Here is a 23,575-nt window from a genome sequence, read left to right on the forward strand (position 1 = left end):
CTACGATGCTGGTTGCAATTGATCTCAAGTGGTTCGTATAATTCAACTAGCGAGCAGGAGTGTCAACGAGAATTGGGACACCCCCGCCCGGTCGGCACGGTCAGTCAACGCACCGGCCGCCAAGAGACAGGGAGGATGGACCCAAAATGCAAATCAGGAAACTCATGGCCGCCGCGGCCGTGGCTTCAGGCCTCGCCACGCAGCCCGCGCTGGCGCAGGATCTCACGCTCGAATTCGTCGTCTGGAACTATTCGCTCGAGACTATCCAGGACAATATCCGTCTTTTTGAGGAGGCCAATCCCGGGATCAAGGTCAACCTCACCGACTATGCCTGGCCCGACTATCATGACAGCCTAATCCTGCGCATCCGCAGCAATACGCCGACCGATGTTGTCTATGGTGGTCAGGATTGGTTGCCGGCATGGGGCGCCGCCGGATTCATCGCGCCGCTTGACTCGATCGCGCCCGCCGGGGCGGTCGAGGAGCTTTCCGCCGACATCGCCGGCTTCGCGCTCACCGACGTGACCTATGACGGCAAGGTCTACGGCTTGCCGTACTACTCGGACACTATCAGCTTCATCTACAACAGGAAGATCCTCGAGGATGCCGGCATTGCCGTGCCCGCGACCTGGGAAGAGGTGACAGCCGCGGCCGAGCGGCTCAAGGCCGGCGGCATGGATAAGCCGATCATCTACGAATACAATCAGGAGCTGCCGAACTTCTACGATGCCTTCGTCGCACAGTCCTATGGCCGCGGCGCCAAACTATTCGACGCCGAGCTGAACCCGCTGTTCGCCGATCCCGAGAACGGGGCCTACAAGCAGCTCGAGTGGATCGCCGACGCCTATGCCAAGGGGCTGGTGCAGTCGGATAACCACGAGTCGACGATTATCACGGCGATGAACACGGGCAAGCACGCCTTCACGATCGTCTTTACCTACGTGCTCGCCGCCCTCAACGACGCCGCGACGCAGCCGCTCGCCGGCCAGTTCGCGCTGGCGCCGATGCCGGGCGAGACGCATTCGACCCTCGGCTTTGCCAAGTCCTATGTTGTCACCTCCACCGCCGCGGCCGATCCGGTCCGCGCCGAGGCGGCGTGGAAGTTCATCAACTTCATGGCCGGCAAGCCCTATACGGTCGCTAAGCGTTGGGCGGTCGAAAAAGGTCTCGGCTTCGGGCAGCTGCCGCTCTTCAAAGACCAGGATGTGATCACCGCCTGGGGCAAATGGGCCGACGTCGGCGCGCTCGGTAAGCAGGCTTCGATCGCCAAAGCCGGCACCTATACCGAGTTCTCCTCGGTCTGGTCCGCCTACTTCCGGCCGCTGCTGGCCAAGGCGATGGTCGGCGAGGCCCCGGTCGATCAGGTGATGAAGGACGGCGCGCGGCGCTGGACCGAACTCAAGGAGAAGTTCGCGAGCAGGTAAGCTTCCTTCCGAAGCTGGCGGATGGCGACTAGTCGCCATCCGCCATCATAGTCACCCGAAGCCTCGCGGGACGGCGATCCATGTGGACCATCAATCGTTTTCCAGGCCTGTGGCTGCTGCCGGCGTTGTTGCCCGTCATCCTGATGACGGTCTACCCGATCGGCCACGCGCTCTGGACGTCGCTGCACGAGGTGATGATCCTGTTCCCCGGCGAGCCCTTCGTCGGTCTGAGGAATTACGGGCGCGTCGTTGCCAGCAATTATTTTCAGGATGCGCTGCGGAACTCGCTGGTCTTTACGCTCTTCGCCGCGCCGTCTGTGGTGATCCTCGGCACGCTGATCGCACTCTTCCTGCAGCGGCGCTTCTTCGGCTCGCACGTGGTTCGCTCCATCGTACTGCTGCCCTGGGTGCTGCCGGGCGCGATCTCGGCGGTGCTGTGGGTCTGGGTGTTCCACCCGAGCTTCGGCATCCTCAACGGCATCATGCGTGATCTCGGCCTGATCGAGGACTCGATCCTCTGGCTCACTAACCCGCGTACCGCGCTGATGGCGGTGACCTTCGCCCACGTATGGACGCAAATCCCATTCGCCGTCGTTTTGATGATGGCGGCGCTCTCGACTATCAATTCCGAGACGCTCGAAGCGGCGGCCATCGACTGCCGCAATCCGCTCAAGCGGTTCCGCTACATCATCTTCCCCGAGATCAAGGCGATGATCGTGGTGCTGCTCGTCTATAACGCGCTGATCGCGTTCACCAGCTACGACCTGGTCTACGCCATGACCGGCGGCGGCCCGGGGACGGCGACGACGCTTTTAAGCTTCCAGATCTGGCGCGAGAGTTTTTCGATGTACGACTTCGGCGCAGGCTCGGCGGTCGCTTTCATCGTCGTCGTCATCTCCGCGGCGCTGATCGTCGCCATCACCCGGGCGCTTCCGTCAGACCTGTTCGCGGGGGATTGAGATGGCTGGTCGGCTGCACCCCATCCTCACCTTAGCCTTCGCCGCGTTGATCCTGCTGTTCACCGGCGGGCCGGTATTGCTCTCCCTCTATGGCAGCCTGGTGCCCGATCGCGTGCTACTCAGCCCCGACAAAACGATCCTCACCGAAGGCCCGAACTTCGAGACCTACCGCTACGTCTTTACCGGGCAGTTGCCGGATAGCTACCAGCAGGAAAGCGCCAACCGTGCGATGATCTCGGACGCCGCGCGGCAGGTGCCACAGGCGCTGGTCAATTCCTCCATCAATGCGCTTGCCGCGATGGCGCTGAACCTCATCCTCGGCGCGCCGGCGGCCTTCGTCTTTGCCCGTTACGTCTTCCCCGGTAAGAAGATCAGCTTCATGTACCTGATCCTGTCGCCTTTGGTGCCGGCCGTGGCGCTGGTGACACCGATCTACATGATGCTGCAGTTTTTGGGGCTCGTCGGCACGCAGTTCGGCATCATCCTGGTCCACACCGCCAAAGCGCTGCCGTTTACCGTGCTGATCCTGTCGGTGTTCTTCCGCAAGATCCCGGCAGAGATCTTCGAGGCTGCCGTTCTCGATCACTGCAGCCGCTTCCAGACCTTCTGGCGCGTCGCGCTGCCGTTGGCGCTGCCGTCGGTCGGCGCCACGGGGTTGTTTGCCTTCATGCTCTCCTACTCGGAATACATGTTCGCGATGATCCTTTCCGGCGACACCCGGACTCGGCCGGTCTCGGTCGTAATGGCGGCGCTGGCACGCAACACCGATGTGAGTTGGAGCCTGCTCAACACCGGTATCTTCATCGCCATCGTGCCGACGCTGGTGCTGGTCGTCCTCGTCTGGCGCTTTGTCGTCGAGGGCCTGCTCAGCGGCGCCGTCAAGGAATAGCGCAATGACCGACTTCGCCGGTGACGAGATCCATCGCTGCCTCAAGGGCGCGCGCCAGCATGTGACCGCCGGCCCCCGCTCACCGGTGCTCGAGGTCCGGTGCCTCGTCGTCATGCAGGCGATCCTCTTGCGGGGGTATCTGGTCGAGATCGAAATGTGGGCCGTCAGGGCGAAGGGTTAGGCGCGTGGCATCCGTAGACCTCAGGAATATCTCCAAGAGCTTCGGCAAGGTCGAGGCTGTGCGCGATGTCTCGCTTTCGATCGCCGACAAGGAATTCGTCGTCTTCGTCGGCCCCTCCGGCTGCGGCAAGTCCACGCTGCTGCGCGTCATCGCCGGGCTCGAGAGTATCACGTCGGGAGAATTGCTGATCGGCGGCAGGCCGATGAGCAGGGTGGCGGCCGCCGACCGCGGCATCGCCATGGTGTTCCAGTCCTATGCGCTCTACCCGCATATGAGCGTCGCCGAGAACATGGGCTTTGCACTCAAGATGATCGGGGTGAGCAAGGCCGAGGTCGAGCGTAAGGTGCGTGCTGCGGCGAACATCCTGCAGATCGGCGAACTGCTCGAGCGCAAGCCGCGTCAACTGTCCGGTGGACAGCGCCAGCGCGTCGCCATCGGCCGCGCCATTACGCGATCGCCGGACGTCTTCCTGTTCGACGAGCCGCTCTCGAACCTTGACGCTGACCTCCGCGCCCAGATGCGCGTCGAGATCGCCCGGCTCCACGACGAGCTCAGGACGACGATGATCTACGTGACCCACGACCAGGTCGAGGCGATGACGTTGGCCGACCGGATCGTTATTCTCAACAATGGGCAGGTGGAGCAGGAAGGGCCGCCGCTGGAACTCTACGAGAAGCCGGCGAACCGGTTCGTCGCCGGCTTCCTTGGGCAGCCCAAGATGAACTTCCTTCTCGCGATCGCCGCGCCGGGCAATGGATGGATCGACTTCCGGCTCGGTGCGGACGGACCGGTGATCGTCTCCCGGCCGGCCTCGGGGGCCATCGCTGCGGGCGACCGCGTCGAACTCGGAATCCGGCCCGACGCCATTTCGCTCGTCGACAGCGGGGGCTTGGCGGCGGGCGTCGTTTTGGTCGAGCGCTTGGGCGGGTCGAGCCTGCTGCACGCGCGCGTCCCGGGCCTGCGCGATCTCCTGACCGTGGAACTGCCGGGTACATACCAAGCGGAAGCGGGCAGCACTGTGCGGCTCGGCATTGCAGCGGATCGCGTCCACGCCTTCGACGCCTCCGGCCGGACGATTGGATGAGGGGGTTGGATATGATCAGCCGCACGAGTCTCTGAATGGCAACGATCTCGGTAGGCGCGGATTATTCTTGGGGGCGTGGCGTGCGCGAGACAACTTGCAATCCAGTCGTCGGGTGCTGCTGCTCGCCTCGCTGCTTTTCCTGGCTCCGGTAGCGTCGGCCGCGCGTCGACGCCGTGGCGCAGGTGGTGGTCTGAAGAGCGTCCGGTACTCTCACACCGGCGCCGTCATTGCAGGTCTGATGATTGGTGCCATTGCCTTTTTCGGTTGGATGGACAATCGGCGTCAGCGCTCTCGTAGCATCGGCAAATCGAAGGCGTTGTCCCAATATCCACGCGCCAAACAGACGCGGCGGCCCAGACCACCTCGGGCGATGAGGCGGAATCTACAGCAGCAGTTCGCCGATAGTCACCGCCGCTCTCCGGATCATCCCTGCCTCATATTTCCCCGTGGAAGGCGACCATCGCACCTCCCAAGTTGGCATCATCGATATTGCGCGGTCGCTCGCGGGGCCAAGCAGGTGAGGGGAGCGAGATCCGGGCGTATCCCTTACCAGGACACGGCAGTGCCGCGATAATCCACGAAGGTCCCGGTCAATTCCATGTTAGTCTCCCACGCCCGTGCATGGATGCCTGCGACGGCGTCCGCGACCCTGGCCGTGGCGTCGGGTCCGCCCATTTCCGTTCGCGCCCATCCGGGATCAACGACCCTGACTGCGATCGACTCGGCGGCGAGGTCAGTTGCCAAACCTTGCATCACCTTGTTTACCGCCGTCTTGGATGCGCGATAGGCGATCCGATCGGACTTCGCATAGTTCATCCGCCCCATCTGGCTGGAGATCGTGACGATCCGGGCGATGCCAGCACGATCTCGCGCAGCACGCAGGTTGGGAAGAAAGGTCTGCACGACGCGCAACGGGGCCAGCGTATTCACTTCGAGTGCGCGACGAAAACCGTCGAAGTCCATGTCGAGGGTGGATTGGCGCTCTGGACCAATAATCCCAGCATTGTTAACTAGAAGATCGACCGGCCGGTCCCTGAGAATGGCGGCGACACGGTCAAGCGCCTCTTTGTTGGTGACATCGACGCCGTTGATAACTTCGCAGGGCAACACGCCATTGACGTGTGTGCGCACCAACGCGACGACGTCAGCCCCTTGTTCCAACGCGAAGGCAGCAACCGCACGCCCGATTCCGCGTCCCGCCCCGGTAATTAGCACCGTCCTCTTCATGCCCAAGGCCCCGATCGCAAGCGCGTGACGGAGCGATGACAGCTATGCGAACGCCTCTCTGAATTTAGCTTCACAAGACGGCATCGCGAACCTTCGGCTGAGTAAGTCGCTCGAAATGATAACCGCCGCGGCCGTGGCATGGATCCATTCGGGCGGCGGGTGGAACCGTCGCTCGGGACCGCTTGGGCCGCTTATCCTCCTCACCGGATCCGTCGGCGCAACACGAGGTCGGTCCCAGGCTCCTTCGCGTTGTCGTCCCTTCGGTTCTCGCGCTTCTGCCGGACGGCACCTTGCCGTCAATGCCCTGCCCGCGCCAGCCATCGGGGGCGGACGCCCCGGCGAAGGCCCGTGTTGGCCATGACGACGGCGGCCGATGCCGCCCGGCCTTTCACGCCGCGTCCTTCGGGACCGAGCAACGAAAGGAGAAAATCATGGGACTCGACATGTACGCCTGCACTCTTCGCGAACCGCCCGCCGCGCCGGTCGACTTTGAAGTCGAAGAGGCCACGGCGCTCTACTACTGGCGCAAGCATCCGAGGCGCGATGATCGGCGTTCAACAGATGGGCTTTTCCGTACCTGGCGATGTCTCGGTGATCGGGATGGACGACCTGCCGCAGGCGGCCTTCCTCAATCCTCCGCTGACGACGATGCATATTCCGATGCGCGAGATCGGGTCGGTCGCACTCGATCTCCTGCGCGACAAGCTTTCCGGTCTGCCCATGCCGCCGCGCCGCGTGGAACTCGCCTGTCATTTGGTCGAGCGAGCATCGACGGGAAAGGCGCCGGCAAGCTAATAGCGGGTGTGAAGGCCCTCTGAACCTCGCTGGTCCGCCCGACACGACCTCGCAGTCGTCATTCTCGCTTCCATCGTCAAATGGCTCATCTGTCCAAGCGACTGCTCCGAGACCGGCGTATCGAAGGGGGCGTTCCCAGCGCGTCTTGCACGTGACAGCCTTCACCCAGTCACGACCGATCCTCGACGACCCGGAGCTTGATGCCCGCCGGAAGACTTCGAGAGTGCGGTAGGCGCGCTGGCAAAGCGGGTCGAAGCCGAAGGTCAACCGGGAGTCCTGTCCTACAGGTTCTTCATGAACGCGTCGGAATGGACCGCGCGCGGCATTTTTGAGTGTTGGTCGAACGAATGATTGGATGGGGCTCCCGAGCCATTCATCGTGCCGGACACCAATGACTGCAACGGGACAGATGCGGACGCTATGCAGAAGGGTCGGATCCGGATTGTCACACGCCCCGCTTGTTAGGCGATCGGCAACAGGATGGGATGGGTTTTGATGAGCGAGCGCGAACTCAATCGGATTGTGGTTTTGTCGGAGGTCATTGAGGGTCGTCATCGCCCGGCGCCGCTCGATGGAAAGCCTTCCATTCGCCTCCGTGTGGCAAGCCCCGTTCATCGGATGCTATAGTCGGCTGAGCAACTCCGACTTCTTGGCCTCGAATTCCTGATCCGTGAGGATGCCTTTCGCATGAAGTGCCGCGAGGCGTTCGATCTTGTCGAAGATGTCCTCATCCGACCGAACCGCCTCCGGCGCTGGATGTGCCCCTTGTTGTGGCTCGGCGGATTCCGATGCGAGTACCGACGGCGCAGCCGTCGCAGCGGATGTTCCGGTACCCGGCGTGTCCGCCGGTTCCTTGCCGCCCTGCCGTACCACATCCAGTTCCGAAATCTTCACCAGCCCATGCTGAGAAGTAAAGCTCAGCGACTGGTCGCCGCTTTGTTGCTGCGAGAACCCGCTAATGCGATGGTCCTTCGTGTCATAGACCGTAACCCGGCCGCCGATATCGATCGCCAGCCGTCGGGTTGTCGGAAAAAAGGCATAGCGCAGGTCATTCTGCGCCCCAGTCGAGGCAGGATGCCCTAACTCCTCGGGCCACCAGGCCCCAGCCGACGGCGCGCCAGGCACGAACAGGCTGACGCCGCCCTGACCCTGATATTGGGACTGGCGCGACGTCTGCGGGCCTAGCAAATCCATGCCGCGCACCAAGGCCGCAAGCTCGGAACAAATCCCGGCCACCTTCGCCTTAAGCGCGTTGTTGAACATGTCGCCGACCATGATCATGCCGCCCTGCGACCATTGTCCCATCCCACCCAGATCGGGATGGTTGAACTGGGCCTGTGTCGCGTGCCCGGCGATAATCGCCATCAGAAGGTGCTCCACCGCGCCGAAGCTGACCCCGTACCGCTCTGCAATCCCTCCCAGGGTCCGTCGGCCCTCTTCATTGAGTTGTCTCATCGCAATCGCTTTCTTGCTCCTCTCCGCTGAGGACGCATGCCTGTCCCGTTTCGTATTTAGATGGAGACTCCAGCATCGCGGAGTCCGTCCATCAGTCGATCGAGCAGATTGGGATCCCGGTAGGGTAAAGCCCGCTTGAGGTGATCGACAGAAAAGTTCGGGTTGACCTCCAGTACCTCACGCCAATAGCGCCGCGCTTCTTCGTGGCGTCCGGTTCGACCATAGAGACAGGCGAGATAAAAGCGCGTCATGTCTGATCGCGGCGCAAGCGTTAGCCGACGCTTGAAGGCGATCTCGGCCTCGCTAAAGCGCCCGAGGCTCAATAGCGCCCTCCCCAGGAAATGCAGCGACAGGTCGAATTGCGGGTCAAGCCGGTGAGCCCGTGTATAGAGCGCCAGGGCGTCTTCGTGCCGACCCTGGAAATCCCTTATGCCGCCAAGTGCCGTATAGGCATTGGCCGAATTGGGGTCGAGTTCGATCGCCCGCTCTGCAGCGCGCTCCGCCTCATCCAGACGCCGCATAAAGGCAAGGGCAAGCGCGAGTGCGTGATGGCCTTGCGGCTCGCTATCGTCCGTGTCGATTGCCTTCTGTGCCAGCTCGAACGCCTGTGTGAGATTGTCAGGCGTCGCGCCGTTCCACTGGTTGATGAATTCGGTCAAGGCGACGATCGAGAGCGAAGCATAGGCAGCCGCCAGCCCCTGATCGATGGCGACGGCGCGCTCCAGCATGCTGCGCGCCTCCAAGGACGAAACGGAGTTGAAGTGCAGAATGGACTGACGGGCGCGGACGAGCAGGTCATAGGCTTCCGGGTCGACCTTGCCGCGGCTCTCGCGCCGCTCCTCTTCGCCGGCTGTCAGCTTCACCTTGAGCGCGTTGACGATAGTGCGGGTCACCTCGTCCTGAACAGCAAAGATATCCTCAAGTCCGCGATCGTAGCGTTCGGCCCAAAGATGACCGCCGGTCATACCGTCGATCATCTGGGCGTTGATGCGAATGCGGTCGGTGGCCCGGCGCACGCTGCCTTCAAGGATGTAGCGGACGCCGAGTTCCCGGCTCACCTTGCGGATGTCCGGCGTCTTGCCTTTGTAGGCGAAGGAGGAATTCCGGGCGATGACGAAGAGGCCGGAAACCTTGGAAAGATCCGTGATGATGTCCTCGGTGATGCCATCGGCGAAATAACCCTGCTCCGGGTCGCCGGACATGTTGTCAAATGGCAGGACGGCTATCGATGGCTTCTTTGGAAGCTGCGGCGGGGTTTCGGCAGCAGTCTTGATGGGATTGTTCGTGCGGTCGTTCGGCGACCAGCTCCAGACATGCACCGGGCGCTCGATGTTCTTGACCTCGTGATAGCCGCTGTCGACGAAATCGATGCCGACGCGGCCATGGACGTATTCGTGGACGCCGTCCGAAATCGCGACGCCGCCGGGATTGGCGAGCGTCTCGAGACGGGCAGCCACGTTGACCCCATCGCCGTAAAGGTCGCTGTCCTCGACCATGATGTCGCCCAGGTTAACACCGACGCGGAGAACGATAGCCCGGTCTTCCGGCATGTCTCTGTTCGCGGCCGCCATGGCCTGCTGAAGGGTCGCGGCGCACTCGACGGCGTTGACGGCGCTGCCGAACTCGACAAACACGCCGTCGCCGGTCCGCTTGAAGACGCGGCCCTGATGGATTGCGACGAGCGGCTCCAGCACCTCTTTCCACCGCGCCATCAGCAGCGTGTGGGTACTTTTCTCGTCCCGCTCCATAAGCCGGCTGTAACCGACCACGTCGGCGGCCAAAATGGCGGCAAGCCGGCGTCTGATGGATTCGTTGGCCATATGCAATGGCGCCTTCCTAGCACCCATTGGCCAAATCTTACTGCCGTATCGCTGTCATGTCTATTTGGCTTGAGGCTGGCCTTGGTCGACAACCAACGTCAGTACGCAACGTTCACTTGTGCGGCTGCTATCCCCGTTGAAGGCACGGACGGGAACTTCCGCTCTCCAGCGTTTGCGGCATTTCCGGACCACTAAGCGGATGACCGAGCACATTCGCTCTGCCGATGACAGCTCAGCAGAGGTCAAGCGCTTTCTTGATCGGTACATCGCGCGTGCCGGTCTTGACGCCCCACCACCAGAGGAAGACCCTGCCGAGACGATTGCCGCAAGACTACCTGATCCACCGATCCGCTCAATCGACTGGGCGACGATCGGCATTCGATCGGTGATATGGTGCACTGGCTTCAAAGGTAATTTTCGATGGGTGCATCTCAACGGTGCGCTCGACGCAGTCGGCCAACCGGTCCAAAAAGACGGGATCGGGATCATCACCGCCTCTATTTCACCGGCCTTGATTTCGCATCGACGCGAAAGTCGGGCACCATACCTGGAGCTGCGGAAGAGGCAACCCGGCTCGCCAACCACCTGGCAGAAAGAGCATACGACATGCCTAACCGAAAGAACAGCCAGCCGGCGCAACCGTCGCCGGCCTGTGCTCGCTAAAGGTACGAGGCTGGCAAGATGGATCGCAGCTTTGGTTGGCACCTTGAAAGGCGTTTCGGCTACCGCCGATTGACGCCCTGCGGTAGGAATACGAGGGGGATCCGTCGCAAATAAGTGGTCGCTGCTGACGTTTAACGACAGCGACGTCTATGAAAGCGAGTGTCAGAAACGATGGCAAATGGTGGAGTCAGCCGGATGTCGATCGGCTAAGCAGGTAGAGGGGCCGCAGAGCTCGCACGCTTGCCGCGAGTGCATCGCAGGTATGGAGCACGCTCAAACCGACCATTGCCAAGTGTTTGTGATCCAACGGCAGCGTATTAAACGTCTGATCGATCTCAGCGCTATGTGTTGGATCAAGGTCTCCATGAATTCTCAAAGTCCTGAACGTTGGCTCCGGCAGTCCCGATCGATCTCGAATCTCATCAATTTTACTGTCCGCAGGAGGAAAAGCCTCAAGCACCGCAATGTATCCGAGAAGCATGAGAGGGTGATGGTGCTGAACCCAATAATACTGAGTGCCGACCAGCCGTGCTACTTCGACAGAAGGGGCGATTGATAGAATCCCCTCAGGATTGCATCCTGCGGTCTCCAGGTCCTCAAGTGCCCAAGTGTCATGGTGTAGTTCCTCGGAAATATGATGTCGGTAATATTTTCCTAGCGAAGGGACAAGCCTATCCGTTTCTGCCAATTGGTCGCATCGTTCCGCTGCCCACTGCATGAGGGGAACCGACGCCCGCATGATTTGATGAAGCAAGACCAGGAAAGCAATCGTCATTTCCCGTTGGGGCTCGGTCCGCCAAAGGTTGCTGAAAGCCGCCTTAAGAGCGGGCAAACAGAGCTCAATTCTACCCCTCACAAAGTCACTATTCGCTCGTGTTTCAAGCATATCCATAACGACACCATTCGGTGAACAGCAAACAAAGCCGGGAAATCTTAACTCATTCCAGATACGGTTCAAGTTCGACCCTGATCGCACGCACGTAGCCCATTAGTATTAGAGGGTAGTACTGGACAACTATGGAGCCGGCATCCTATTATTACTGATAGCCAGCGGCTCACGATTCAAAGATCGCTGACAGCAATCTAGCACGCATCGAAAAACTGTTCAGAGCCTGAGGAGGTGACAATGCCGGGCTTCCAGCCAAATTTCGACCGTCTAAAGAACTCGAATGTCATTCCCGACGTGGAGGAGAATATGCTCCCGCAGGCGGTACATGACGCGATCGAAAACCTCACCGACGAAGAAATCGCGGTTCTCGAAAACATCAGTAAAAAAACCGGGTCACACATTTATCTCAACAAGGACCACTCGGTCATCTGTGGATTCTGAAGTCGTGGCGTCGCCCAGCTTGCTGGACCGCTGGCCGCTGTACGACCGCCGCAATGAGGGGCGTAGCGCCTTAGAAGAGGCCAAACACAGGCTGTTCCTCAAATCAACAATCGATCAAGTCCCGGTAACGCGCATAGCCGATGTCACATCGCTCGACGTCTTGGGCACGCCTGTGTTTGCGGCGGTCACTCCCCTGGCAACAGACTTGACCACTCATCTAGGCAAGGGGCTGAACGAGGAAACGGCTCGCGTCAGTGCCGTTATGGAGGCTGTCGAGAGGGTGTCCGCAGAGGAGCTAGAGAGCGAGTCTCGGCATGCCACTTATCTTGAGCTTACGTCCGCGGGTGCCAAGGTAGCGGATCCACTGTCCTTCGATCTTCCACCGCTGACTAGCTATCGTCCAGATTCGCCGTTTGAATGGGTCGAGGGTTGGGAACTGGTCAGCGCGCTTCCGATCTGGGTTCTGGCCGACCTGGCGAGGTCCCCTGCAAAGGAAGGTATACTGGATCAGGTCGATACCAATGGCTTGGCTGCCGGGTTCACTCGTGGCCGGGCGGTGCGCAGCGCAATTCTGGAGGTTGTCGAACGGGACGCTGTCAGTCAGCATCATTTCTTCCAACAGTATGGATATGAGGGGCACACTGGACCTAGTAGACGCAGGATTGATCTGGATTCACTTCCTCCCATACCCAAGGCGCTCGCGGAGCGCGCCAAAAAAGCAAACCTAAAACTCATACTGGAAGATCTGACGACTGACCTTGAGATTCCAGTCATCTCGAGCACGCTGATAGACCCATTCTTTTGTGGTGCCGCTGGGCCTATGCCGCTTGTCGTTGTAGGTTGGGGCGCCGACGTTCTGGCCGGAGCCGCCGTTACACATGCTATCCTAGAATCATTCCAATCACGGCTCGGGGTAATTCACGGTGCCCGTGACTCTTACAACCAGGTTCCAGTATCGCGGCGGGATACCGAACGCAAGTCTTGGGATTCTGGAGCCGAGCATGACTTTTCCACTATTCCTGATACAAACTTGCCGGACCTCGAGACAGAACTCCAATTTATCTTGGAGAGGCTAAAGTCCGCCGGACTTACGCAGGCCATAGTAATCGACATGAGCCGGAGATCCTTGGGCCTGCCTGTTGTAAGGGTACGCGTCCCCGGTCTTTCGCTCTTTACGATAGACCACTGTCGCGTTGGCTGGCGAAGTGCAAGGCACCTGTTGTAATGACGGCCACGATGCGGATGCCGCCGGTCGTATTTTTGGGCCCGAGCGCCCCCGCTTCGGATATCTCGTCCATTTTGCCTGACGCGATCATAAGACCTCCAGCGAGGCGAGGGGACCTTTATGCTTATCGCATCCTGAAGCACGAGTTCTTTTTGATCCTGGATGGCGCATTTGGCAACGTCCTTGCCATTTCGCCACGGGAAGTCGTTGATGTTGTCCAGGACGGGGCGGTTGTGGTTGGCGCCTCCAGCATGGGCGCCCTACGAGCCGCGGATTGCCTTCCGGCAGGTGCGCATGGCGTGGGGATCATATTTCGACTATTCAAGCATCAGGCAATATCCGCCGAGGACGAAGTGGCGGTCCTTTACCGCGAGGAAATGCCTTTTCCGCCGCTTACAGAACCACTGATCAACATGCGGATCGCTTTGCGACGGGCTACCAGGAAGGGTCTCGTGGGAGCATCCGAAGCCGAGGAAATTATCTCGGCGGCTCAATCGCTTCATTATACTATGCGGACCTGGCCCGGCGCGTATCAGAAGGCTGGACGGCACCTCCCTAGCGAGATGCTCGACCTTTTGAAGGCCATAGACACAAAGCGCGCCGACGCCATTCTGGCCGCAAAGCGGGTCTCGAAAATGCGAGAGGCCAGTAAAGCGCCGCTCCGCCGATCCAACTCATCTCAGCTGTTTGGGCTCTTAGGCAACGGCAGGGAACGACCCGCAGACGCGTTGAGTGGTCCGGGTCGCCAACAAATTGGACCTGAATTCATCGAATGGCTTTGCTGCTCCGGCAAGGCATACAGATGGTTGCACAGTGAAATTACCAGGCTCAACGGAGAATTGGTGGCGCCGATCTCATCAGTTTGGAATATTCTTGACGGCTCGGGCGAGCTAGAGACTGAGCTGATGAGGTTCAACGTCTTTAAGAGGGCCATCTCCGAGGCTCGGCGATGTGGCCTTCGCCCCAGTATCGAGGACCACCGGCAGGCCGAACGTCAGTTGGTGAATGCTCATGGTGTCGATTCATGGAATGAGCTCCTCATAAGCATAGGAAACGACTCGTCGTACTCAGAACGGCTAAGCATACATCGCACCCAACTTGCTCTGACCAAGTGCCTTCGACGGACATTTTTGTTCGGACCGGGTCAGTCGACAAAGCCGAGAGAGGTGTTGTTATGGCACCCCAAATAGCAAGTCGGCCTCAATTGTCAGGCGACAGCGTTTGCATGCTCTTCACTGACATTGAGGGGTCAACAAACCTGGTGGATTCTTATCCTGACCTCTACGATCAGATGCTCCTTCGGCACAATGAACTTTTGCGGAGCGCCATCCACTCTTATGGTGGCGAAGAAATAAACGTTGCTGGAGACTCTGTATTCGCACTCTTTCCCGCCTCGGCCCAAGGGGTTCAGGCAGCGATTGATGCACAATTTGCTTTGACGAAGGAGGAATGGGCTCAAGGATGCAAGCCACTGGTTCGGATGGGGCTGCATTCCGGAAAGGTGAGAAGATACGATGCCGCCATAACCGGAATAGAGGTGCATCGTGCAGCTCGTATCGCATCGGTGGCACATGGAGGTCAGATCGTCATTTCGAATGTTGTCCGCGATGAGATAGCAGAAGACCCTATCGGGCCGAATGTAGAAATACGCGATCTCGGTTTCCACCGCCTCAAGGACCTTCGATATCCTGAAGCGCTGTTCGATCTAGTGATCCCGGGACTGAAAAGCGATTTTGCACCGCTCTCATCTATCGGCACCAATCGCACCAACCTCCCGTCCGATGTGTCAGTTCTCTACGGTCGAACGTCAGAACTAGCCCGGCTGAATCGAATCATAGCAAATAAGCAGAGCCGAATTGTTACGCTGACGGGCGCCGGCGGTGTGGGCAAGACCAGCTTGGCGATCCACGCTGGTAGATCAGCACTGAGCTCCTTTTCACGGGGAGTGTTCTTCGTACAGTTGGAAGAAATCGACAATCCGGATCTAATCGCTTCGGAGATCTGCAAGGCTGTTGGCCTGCAGGAGGTACCCGGAATCTCCGCCGTAGAAACGGTATGCAACTCGCTGGGCGGCGCTGAGGCGTTGCTAATACTCGACACCTTCGAGCACCTCGTCCAAGGTGCACCAATTATAAACACCATCCTCAGGAGATGTCCGGCTGTGACCATTGTGGCCACCAGTCGTGAACCCCTCAAGTTGCGCTCGGAAACCGAATTCGTTGTACCCCCCCTCACTCCTCCCGATGAAGGGGCGAACGTCGATCAAATTCGAGAGAACCCATCTGTGCAGCTCTTTGAAAATTTCGTGCACCGCGAACGGCCAGACTACAGATTGGGAAACGACACATTGGCTTTGATCTCCAGAATATGCCGGAGACTCGACGGGCTACCGTTGGCACTTGAACTGGCAGCCTCGCATGTTGGGCTCCTGAGTGTGGCGGAGTTGGAGGACCGGCTTCAGACCAGAATGCAGGACCTTCCGAGCAAGGCGCGGGATATTGATCCCCGTCACCGCACCCTTCGTCTGATGATCGGATGGAGCGACCATCTCCTGACGGAAAGCCAGCGCGGGGTTTTTTATGCGTCGGCTGTCTTCAATGGTGGGTTCGATCTCCGAGCCGTCGAATCCTTATTCGAGGGCGATGTTGAAGTAGTTGACCAAGTGGAGGCTCTTCTGGACAAGAGCTTGTTGTTCAGGACGACGGCGCTAGGTCGCCCGCGCCTCAACATGCTGGATACGGTTCGCGATTTTGCACTCGATAAGCTGCGAGAGTCAGGCGACTACGAAACTATGCGTATCCGTCAAGCGGACCATTTTACCGAGCTTGTTCTGTCAGCCGCGCCAAATGTGATGAGATTCAATCAGCGCGACTTTGTCGAGGACCTGATGCAGGAATCTGGAAACATTCGGATGGCACTTGCATGGCGGATGAAGCAATCCAACGCACTGGAATCCGTCAAGCTCATCGAGGCGCTGAGGTGGTTTTGGATATCAAGAGGCCAGTTTTCGGAAGCGAGAACATGGTCGGATAAGGCTTTGAAGCATGCGCGGACTACGGGCGAGCCGGAGCCGCTGGCGCGGATTTTGAACTCAGCTGCTTTGATCCAATACATGTCTGGTGATCCTGAAACAGCGCGTGAATATGGCGTTGAAAGTTACCGAATCTACTCCGAGCTGGGGAATAAGGCTGGAATCGCAGGTGCCGGGATTATTGCCGGCATCGCGAAAGCCACTGCTGGCGATCCCGAGGCAGGTGGCATGCTGATCGGGGAGTCACTAGAACTGTCGAGGCTCATCGGCGATGACTATGGAACCGCGCTTGCCCTTATTGCAATTGGCGAAGGGACACGCGCTGAAGGGGACGAGACTGCAGCCGAAGCCCACTACCATGATGCCCTCAAACTGCTCGACAAGCTGGGTGACACCTATTGGCCCGGGCACCTGTTGCAAAACCTTGCCCATTTCCGACTGCATAGTGGTGACTGGAGGAACGCTGCAGTCCTCGCGGGGCAGGCCTTGGCCATCGGCGAGAGATATGATTATCCAATGGTAGTGAACCTCGCGATCGCAGCGATAAGCGGAGTGCTCGCAGCCAAAGGGGATTGGGATGGTGCTGCAGAGATCATCGGGGCAGTCAACGGCCGTCTCGCTCGCCTGGGGGTCCGGTTTGAGCCCACAGACGATGCCGATTTTCAAAAAATCGTGTCAGCGGTCCGCAAGATATTAGGAAACAAGCGATTCACCCGCAGTACCGACAACGGAGCTAGGCGCCACTGGGACGAGATACTTTCGTCATGCCGGGCTGCCGTTGCAAGTTAGGGTATAGATTAAAACACGGCTTCGGACCTGTTCAGGGCCCTGAGATGACGGGCGTGACGACCGCGCCAGCTGGCGACGACGGCGCATGCTTTACAGCCTAGTAGTTGGTCGGCACTATTGCCGGTCTAGTGGGTGGCGGCTCATCTGCTGGATTAAACGCCAGGATGCTCATCACAACAGCGATAAGGATGCTAATGAGGGCCAGAAAGGCCATTCCCGTTCTATCCATACCGCATTTTGGTGAGGTGAATGTGCGCAAAACGCGGCACCGAGCAGGGGGAATTTAGACGCTGGCTGTCGTGGTAAATTTGCCTTACCGCAGGCCTGGCAAATGGTAAGCCGCGTAACCACGAGAAAACCGTCGATCCCAGGTCGTGCACCGATAGGCCAAAGTCGTTCTCGTTCTGTGCTAGTAAAAAGATGGTGTTGTCTAATCGCTCGGCATAGATCAAGCTCTTTTTGACATGCTCAACAACGGCCGGCCGAGCATCGTTCGACCGGACGAGTGTCAAACTGTGGATGTGCGGACCGCTGTTTCGTGTTGCGTTGTTGATGACGTTTGCCGCGAGCACGGTTGTCTGCGCGGTCGATACCTGATCGCCGCATGAAGGGTTTTCGCCGGAGGGATCTTTCAATGTAACGGACGCAGTATGGACGTGGTACAGGTTCACCTGCCAACACCATCTGCGGAATGACCCGACCTACGTCCCGGCAGGGACGTTTCAACGCATCCGATAAGGCGGACTCAATTCAGAATGCCTGGTGAACTCAGGCAGTCATGCCGGCGGATCGGTCAAAAAACTCGCCGGTTGTCAGCATTCTGTGCATTATCACGGATAGCTTGCGCGCCACAGCAACTGCTGCTCGTTTGAAGCCGACCTTCTCTCTGAGCTTCATACTTCATCCCCCAGGCACGAAGTGAACTGTCAGCATGGGCTCGGGTCAGGATCACCGTAGCGGCCTCATAAAGGAGGCCACGCAGATGACTATCTCCCCGCCGAGAGATGTGGCCGTCATAGTCAACTTCCCCGGACTGATACCGCCTTGTTGTCAGTCCCAGCCATGCTCCCACAGACCGGGAGATTCGGAAGTTTTTCGGATCCTCTATCGCCGCAACAAAGGAGGCGGAAGTCACCGCACCGACCCCGGGAATGGACTTCAGTACCTGACATGCGTCGCTCTGCCGTGCCATTGCGACGAGCTGACGATGAAGTTGCGCAGCGCGGCCTCGGATACTACGCCAAGCCTCGAGAAGGGGCAGGATGATCTGTTCCAAGCCAGCATTGCTACCCGACAGATTGCGTACATTCGTGGCAAATACCAAGCCACTACCTTTGGACACGACCAGCCCAAACGTCTTCATAAGCCCACGGATCTGATTGGATAGCTCCGTCATGATCCTGATCAGCTTGGTGCGCGCGGTCACCAATGTGCGGATAAGCATGCTGTCATAGCCCTTCACGCGTACCTCGCGGTAGAAGCCGACCTCAGCCAACTGTGCCAAGCCGTCGGCGTCGTTGGCGTCTGTTTTGTTCGGGGCCATGTCGAGCGCGGCCTTGGCATGGCGGGCGTCGATACAGATTGCCGGAAGCCCTTCTGCACTCAGAGCATGATAGAACCACACCGACAAAGCACCGGTCTCGAACACCACCCGCTTTGCTGCCGGTGCGCGATGGCGGATCACCTCTGCGAGCAGCTTCGGATCGGATGGGCATTTGCCGCGCCAAATCCTCTCGCCATGACGCCGAACAGAAATCGTCGTCTCTTTCAATGATACGTCGAGGCCTATATATTATTCGCTCATGGTTGTTCTCCAATTGATGTTTGGGCCCGGCATCCAGTCGTGAGCCCGTATTCCCATCTTATCGGGGAGCAACCACCTTGCTATTCACTACCGTGACCAATCTGGCGCCCGGGGCGGCTCGCTCCCGCGATTACCCCATGTAACGGGCGGAACCCGGCCCGGCAGGTTTGAAGGGCTGGTGGCCGTCCCTCACAATGATGGTGTCGCGGAGTCAGGAGTGGCCTGCTCCATAGCAGCACGGAGAGACGACCATGAAGCAGTATGCCGGCATCGACGTATCACTGGAATACGCAAGTGTGTGCGTGGTGGATGCGGATGGCGGCATTGTGCGGGAAGCAAAGATCCTCAGCGAACCCGATGCGCTGATCGCCTGGTTCGGCGCGCACGGCGTGGCGATGGAGCGAATTGGTCTGGAGGCCGACCCTTGTCGCAATGGCTCCATGCCGGGATGGTGAAAGCAGGTCTTTGCGTCGAGCTGATCGAGACGCGCCACGTGCGTGCAGCCTTTAAGACGATGCCGGTGAAAACCGACAAGAAGGACGCACGGGGCATTGCGCAGTTGATGCGGCTTGGCTGGTTCAGACCGGTCCACTGCAAATCTCTTGCCGCCCAGGAGGTGCGTGCTCTGCTGACCGCCCGCAAGCTCATTCAGGGCAAGCTTCACGACATCGAGATGAGCCTCCGGGGCATCCTGCGCGGCTTCGGCCTCAAGGTCGGGCCGACGACGCGGCGCAGTTACGTGGGGCGCGCATCCGCGCGCTGATTGCAGGCCATTCGACCCTGGAAGCGATCGCGACGGCACTGCTGAAGCTGTGCGACGCGCTTGTGCATGCATTTGCAGGTTTTGCGCGCAGGCTGCGTGCCATCGCCCGTCAGGACGACAACGCACAGCGGTTGATGACGACGCCAGGCGTTGGCGTCCTGGTGGCGCTGACGTTTGTGGCGGCCGTCGATATGCGCCGGAGAGATTCCGCTCCTCACGCGCGGTGGGGCCGCACTTCGGATTGACGCCGAAGAAATATCAATCGGGCGAGACCGATCATAGCGGTCGCATCGCGAAGATCGGCGATGGGAGCGTGCGCACCGCGCTCTACGAGGCGGCCAATGTCATCCTGACGCGACCGGTCAAAGGTTCCGATCTGAAGGGCTGGGCGTTGGCGGTCGCAAGACGTGCCGGTCCCAGAAAGGCGCGTGTCGCGCTGGCCCGCAAGCTGGCGGTGGTGTTGCATTGCCTGCTCAGGGACGGAACCGACTTCATTGCTCATAAGGGAGCGCCAGCCCTGGCGGCTTGATGGGAGGAGACGACAAGACAGGCTTTCGGACGGGCACAGCCATCCGCCCTCCGCAGCAAGGTCCCTTCGCCGGGACGAGGGATGGGTTAGGCCGCTATGCGATCAGCAGCACGAGGTGACTGCGCCTCTAAAGCTTGGCCAACCGGTCCTCAGCAGACCCCATAGAGCAGCGGCAAAGCTCCGCCTGCGGACAGAAGCAAGCACTCGGCGAGGGATTAAGCGCACAAGGGATTGACGCAAAGCCCGTTACAGAAGCCCGTTACAGAAGATCGCATAATGTATCGTTGGGAACGTTGGGGTGCCGCATTTGTAAGGCAGCTCGCTGCAGCCGACGATGGACCATTCCGCAGCCTACTATCACCTCATTGGGCGATAAGCTGTCGTTCAACTTTCTCGAAATGGTCCGATATTTCTTGGCCGGTGGCGATCCAAACGTCGCCTTTTGCCTGGACATGGCGCAGGAAGTCGCGAAGCACATGCCAACGCATGGGGCGGCCGGATACCTGGGGATGAAGAACAAGCGTCGTCACGCCGCCCCAGGCATGGGTCGCCTCGAATTCGTCGATCCAGAGCGAAAGAACGGCATTGTGTCCGAAGAGCGGACGCGGGCTGGAACGACTGGACATACCGAAATTCCAGTCGTCGAAAGCGAAGTTGACCGGGATCTCCACCGGTCCCGGAGAGCCGTTGCTGCACGCGTGGCGGTAGGGCCGGATATCGTCTCGGAACGAGCTCGAATAGCGGATCCCGGATTTCGCGAGATAGGCGAGGAGCTCCGGGAAATTCTCGCCCGATGGCGCGCGATAGCCTACGGGCCTTACACCGAGCGCCTGCTGCAGCGCTTCAAAACCGCGGTCGACTTCCTCGAATGTCTCGTCGAGGCGATCGCGATCCGGCATCTTGTGCAGGTAACCGTGGTGGCCGATCTCGTGTCCTGCCCTGAGAATTCTTTCACAGGCGTTTCGGTGCGCAAGGGCAGTCCACCCCGGCGTGAAGAACGTCGCCTTTAGCGCCAGCTCGTCCATCAGCTCGAGGATCTTGGCGATGCCGACGCGGGCGTCGTAGCCGCCATGGGAAGTGGTGACCATGCGATCGACATTCGACGGGTTGTTGCCGATCCATGCGGTCTCCGCGTCGACGTCAAAGCCGATGAAAACGGCGCTCTTGGCGCCGTTCGGCCAGGTGATCAGCGGCGCTTGTGGAGCCGGGTTGAGCGGTCGCGGCGTGAGATCGTGGTTCATGGCATATCCTCAGCGAAAGACGGGGCGGCTGTCGGCGTCGCCGGCCAGCAACGCCTCCAGACTGCGGCAGTCGTCCAGGTTGTCGAGGCCGGCGAGCATCGTCCAGAGCTGATCCGCCTGCCCCGCCGCTGTGCTCATCGTCGCGAGTTCCCGGAACTTGGCGGCGACGGCGGCGGGCTGCATCGGCCGTTCGGCGGAGCCGGTGGCCCGCGGAACCATCCGTGACAGGGAGATGCCGTCCTTGAAGACAAGCGTGACGACCGGTTCGTCCAGCGGCTCCATTGCGTCGTCTACGGCAAGATGGATGCCATCCATCATGCTTAGCACGCGCGGATCGGCGCGGCGTTCGACCGCATAGGCCTGAAGCCCGGCCGTGCCGAAGACGCAGCGGGCGGCAAGCGCATAGGGCAGGCTCATCTGGGTGGGTGCCATGGCGCCGCTTTCCTTGGCGCCGCACATGCCCATCAGCATCGCGCTCAGGCGCAATTCGATCCTGTCGATCTCGGTAGCGCCCCTGCCGGTTTCGGCAAGAATGTCGCCCAGTGCATCCACAGCCGAATGAGCCCCCCGGCAAGAGGCATAAGGTTTCAAGACGGCGCGCCGTACCTTCCAGTCTTTCCCGAGGTCCTCGGAAAGCGATTCAGGCTCGCAGGTCGCCTTGTTGAAGGATCGGAAGAAGCCGCCCCAGACATCATTGAAGACCTTGGAAGGTCCGGCGAAGCCGTCACCCGCCAGCCGTGCAGCGAGCAGGCCGCCTTCGGCGGCGCGTCCTGCGTGGATCTTTTTCGCCTGCGAACCGTCGTGGATGAAGGCCCAGAGGCCGGAGGAAAAGCTGGTCGCGAGCGTGATCGCATCGCGCGTCGCGAGAGCGTCGAAACCCGACAGATTGGCGACCGCCGCCGCGGCAGCGAGCGTGCCGCACGTGCCGGTGGAGTGCCATCCGAGCCCGTTGTGACTGTCGTATCCACCGGTCGCCTCCAGAATGCGCCGGCCGACATCGTAGCCGGCGACGATGCTCGCAATCAGTTCCCTGCCTGTAATGGGGCGCCTCTCTTCAGCGATCGCCGCGAGAAGCGCGGGGATCACGACGGCGCCCGAATGATCGCAGCCTCCGGCGTCATCTAGTTCGAAGGCGTGGGCCGCGACGCCGTTGACGAGGGCGGCATCGCGGGCGGAGGCGAGATCGCCGGTACCCCAGATCCGGACGCCGCCCGGGGAGGAAGCTGCCTTGCGGGCGACGCGGGATTCGACCGAACGGACGCCCGCCAGCGCCGCCGCAAGCGTGTCGGCGAGGTGAATCTTCGTCTTTTCGACGACATCGACGGGGAGTACTTCGAACCGAAGCCTCGAAATGAAGGACGCCAGCCTATCGACCGGCGCGTCGTCAAGAACGCGGGACATGGATTTTGCTCATTTGCCTTGGATCGATCGGCCAGGGAGCCCTTGGTCGAAACGTTGAGTGGCGGCTCCGGTATTTCCGTGCCGGAGCCACCCGAGGGCGGGCTTACTTCACCGCCGCGCCGTTAACGTAGATGCCGTCAAGCATGGTGCCTTCCAGGCCATGCTTGACGAAAATCGCCTTGTATTCTCCGGAGGCCATCAGCGCCTTCAACGCTGCTGCATAGGCGTCGCGCAGTTCGGCATCTTTCTTGGCAAAGCCGATGCCCTGGTAAACGGCCGTGAAGGGCTCGCCGACGACGGCATAGGTGTCCTTCTCGAGGTTCATCAGATAGGGCAACGTCTCGGAACCCTGGACGGCCGCATCGAGGCGACCCTGCTTGAGTTGGGCGCGCGCGTCGGCCGAACCTTCTGTCCCGACGACCGCGATGGCCGGCAGGCCTTTGGCCTCGCAGTTGGCGGCGCTCCACTTCGCCGTCTCGTCCGGGAAGGAGGTGCGGCGGCTCATGCCGACGGTCTTGCCACAAAAATCGGTAAGCGTCTTGAACTCGTCCCTGCGAGCAAAGGACGTGTAGAACTGCGCGCCGGATTTCATGTAGTCGAGGAAATCAAGCGTGTCGCGGCGCTTCGGAAGATCGCTCATGCCGCTGTGGATGAGGTCGACGCGCCCGGTCGTCAGCGACGAGATCATCTGCTCGAAGCCGATGTCGGACCATTCGACGGTGGTGTCGAGCTGCTTGGCGAGCGCCACAGCGAGATCGATGTCGACCCCCTTGAGTTCATTGGTGGCCGGATCGCGGTATTCCATTGGCGGATAGTTCGGCTGGTTAGCGACGACGACCTTGCCGGCCGACTTGACCCGTTCGGGCAAACCTTCGGCGCCGGCAGAGGTTGCGGCAAGGCATGCGATTGCGAGCGCTGCGAGATGCTTGTTCATGTTGTTCCCCATGTGTGGTCCCGGTTTGAGC

Annotated in this window: 18 protein-coding genes and 3 pseudogenes; 12 read left to right on the top strand and 9 right to left on the bottom strand. The window is 60.1% G+C overall.

From position 1 onward, the window contains the following. The first annotated feature begins 146 nt into the window (after positions 1-146). The 5 genes from PZN02_RS26995 to PZN02_RS27015 all read left to right on the top strand — a co-directional run bounded on the left by PZN02_RS26995 (position 147) and on the right by PZN02_RS27015 (position 4,537). Positions 147-1,424: an extracellular solute-binding protein gene (locus PZN02_RS26995; RefSeq protein ID WP_280662021.1), complete on the top strand. Its 1,278-nt coding sequence runs from the start codon at positions 147-149 to the stop codon at positions 1,422-1,424. 80 nt (positions 1,425-1,504) lie between these two features. Next, positions 1,505-2,383, top strand: coding sequence for a carbohydrate ABC transporter permease (locus PZN02_RS27000; protein ID WP_280662022.1), 879 nt, complete (start codon positions 1,505-1,507; stop codon positions 2,381-2,383). 1 nt (position 2,384) lies between these two features. Continuing rightward, positions 2,385-3,272 carry a carbohydrate ABC transporter permease gene (locus tag PZN02_RS27005; protein ID WP_280662023.1) on the top strand — a complete coding sequence of 296 codons (888 nt, stop codon included), beginning with the start codon at positions 2,385-2,387 and terminating at the stop codon, positions 3,270-3,272. Between the two features lie 4 nt (positions 3,273-3,276). Then, positions 3,277-3,453, top strand: coding sequence for a hypothetical protein (locus tag PZN02_RS27010; RefSeq protein ID WP_280662024.1), 177 nt, complete (start codon positions 3,277-3,279; stop codon positions 3,451-3,453). Between the two features lie 4 nt (positions 3,454-3,457). Next, complete coding sequence (locus tag PZN02_RS27015) at positions 3,458-4,537, top strand: ABC transporter ATP-binding protein (RefSeq protein WP_280662025.1); 1,080 nt, start codon at positions 3,458-3,460, stop codon at positions 4,535-4,537. Between the two features lie 546 nt (positions 4,538-5,083). On the opposite strand, the gene PZN02_RS27020 is transcribed toward PZN02_RS27015, so the two are convergent. Next, a complete protein-coding gene (locus tag PZN02_RS27020; RefSeq protein ID WP_280663293.1) occupies positions 5,084-5,764 on the bottom strand; it encodes an SDR family NAD(P)-dependent oxidoreductase in 681 nt (226 codons plus the stop codon). A 537-nt stretch (positions 5,765-6,301) separates the two neighbouring features. Between PZN02_RS27020 and PZN02_RS27025 the strand changes: the two are divergent. Beyond that, positions 6,302-6,559 (top strand): annotated as a pseudogene (locus tag PZN02_RS27025) (substrate-binding domain-containing protein); the annotation flags it as partial. Between the two features lie 621 nt (positions 6,560-7,180). Here PZN02_RS27025 and PZN02_RS27030 read toward each other — a convergent pair. Together PZN02_RS27030 and PZN02_RS27035 are read right to left on the bottom strand one after the other, a co-directional pair. Beyond that, positions 7,181-8,014, bottom strand: a complete 834-nt coding sequence (locus PZN02_RS27030; RefSeq protein ID WP_280662026.1) for an SHOCT domain-containing protein — start codon at positions 8,012-8,014, stop codon at positions 7,181-7,183. 56 nt (positions 8,015-8,070) lie between these two features. Further along, complete coding sequence (locus tag PZN02_RS27035; protein ID WP_280662027.1) at positions 8,071-9,834, bottom strand: adenylate/guanylate cyclase domain-containing protein; 1,764 nt, start codon at positions 9,832-9,834, stop codon at positions 8,071-8,073. Between the two features lie 199 nt (positions 9,835-10,033). Here PZN02_RS27035 and PZN02_RS27040 point away from each other — a divergent pair, with 199 nt between their 5' ends. Next, positions 10,034-10,570 (top strand): hypothetical protein, encoded by a 537-nt coding sequence (locus tag PZN02_RS27040; protein WP_280662028.1) that lies wholly within the window; start codon positions 10,034-10,036, stop codon positions 10,568-10,570. Positions 10,571-10,684: 114 nt separating this feature from the next. On the opposite strand, the gene PZN02_RS27045 is transcribed toward PZN02_RS27040, so the two are convergent. Next, positions 10,685-11,272 (bottom strand): iron-containing redox enzyme family protein, encoded by a 588-nt coding sequence (locus PZN02_RS27045; protein WP_280662029.1) that lies wholly within the window; start codon positions 11,270-11,272, stop codon positions 10,685-10,687. A 351-nt stretch (positions 11,273-11,623) separates the two neighbouring features. Between PZN02_RS27045 and PZN02_RS27050 the strand changes: the two genes are divergently transcribed. Genes PZN02_RS27050 through PZN02_RS27065 form a run of 4 tightly spaced genes read left to right on the top strand, consistent with a single transcriptional unit; the run spans position 11,624 to position 16,872 of the window. Beyond that, entirely contained in the window at positions 11,624-11,827 is a 204-nt protein-coding gene (locus PZN02_RS27050) for a hypothetical protein (protein ID WP_280662030.1), read from the top strand. 4 nt (positions 11,828-11,831) lie between these two features. After that, positions 11,832-13,052 carry a YcaO-like family protein gene (locus PZN02_RS27055; protein ID WP_280662031.1) on the top strand — a complete coding sequence of 407 codons (1,221 nt, stop codon included), beginning with the start codon at positions 11,832-11,834 and terminating at the stop codon, positions 13,050-13,052. 17 nt (positions 13,053-13,069) lie between these two features. Next, complete coding sequence (locus tag PZN02_RS27060) at positions 13,070-14,242, top strand: TfuA-like protein (protein ID WP_280663294.1); 1,173 nt, start codon at positions 13,070-13,072, stop codon at positions 14,240-14,242. A 35-nt stretch (positions 14,243-14,277) separates the two neighbouring features. Continuing rightward, positions 14,278-16,872: an adenylate/guanylate cyclase domain-containing protein gene (locus PZN02_RS27065; protein ID WP_280662032.1), complete on the top strand. Its 2,595-nt coding sequence runs from the start codon at positions 14,278-14,280 to the stop codon at positions 16,870-16,872. Positions 16,873-17,093: 221 nt separating this feature from the next. Here PZN02_RS27065 and PZN02_RS27070 read toward each other — a convergent pair whose 3' ends face one another. Both PZN02_RS27070 and PZN02_RS27075 read right to left on the bottom strand, forming a co-directional pair. Further along, complete coding sequence (locus PZN02_RS27070; protein ID WP_280662033.1) at positions 17,094-17,543, bottom strand: hypothetical protein; 450 nt, start codon at positions 17,541-17,543, stop codon at positions 17,094-17,096. A 97-nt stretch (positions 17,544-17,640) separates the two neighbouring features. Next, positions 17,641-18,661, bottom strand: a pseudogene (locus PZN02_RS27075) (IS110 family RNA-guided transposase). Positions 18,662-18,927: 266 nt separating this feature from the next. Here PZN02_RS27075 and PZN02_RS27080 point away from each other — a divergent pair. Further along, a pseudogene (locus tag PZN02_RS27080) lies at positions 18,928-19,968 on the top strand (IS110 family RNA-guided transposase). A gap of 362 nt (positions 19,969-20,330) precedes the next feature. On the opposite strand, the gene PZN02_RS27085 reads toward PZN02_RS27080, so the two are convergent. The 3 genes from PZN02_RS27085 to PZN02_RS27095 form a co-directional block, all read right to left on the bottom strand. After that, entirely contained in the window at positions 20,331-21,209 is an 879-nt protein-coding gene (locus tag PZN02_RS27085; RefSeq protein WP_280662034.1) for a polysaccharide deacetylase family protein, read from the bottom strand. A 9-nt stretch (positions 21,210-21,218) separates the two neighbouring features. After that, a complete protein-coding gene (locus PZN02_RS27090) occupies positions 21,219-22,610 on the bottom strand; it encodes an MmgE/PrpD family protein (protein ID WP_280662035.1) in 1,392 nt (463 codons plus the stop codon). Between the two features lie 103 nt (positions 22,611-22,713). Further along, entirely contained in the window at positions 22,714-23,556 is an 843-nt protein-coding gene (locus PZN02_RS27095) for an ABC transporter substrate-binding protein (RefSeq protein WP_280662036.1), read from the bottom strand. Positions 23,557-23,575: the final 19 nt, after the last annotated feature.

It is taken from the genome of Sinorhizobium garamanticum, from assembly GCF_029892065.1.
Classification (GTDB): domain Bacteria; phylum Pseudomonadota; class Alphaproteobacteria; order Rhizobiales; family Rhizobiaceae; genus Sinorhizobium; species Sinorhizobium garamanticum.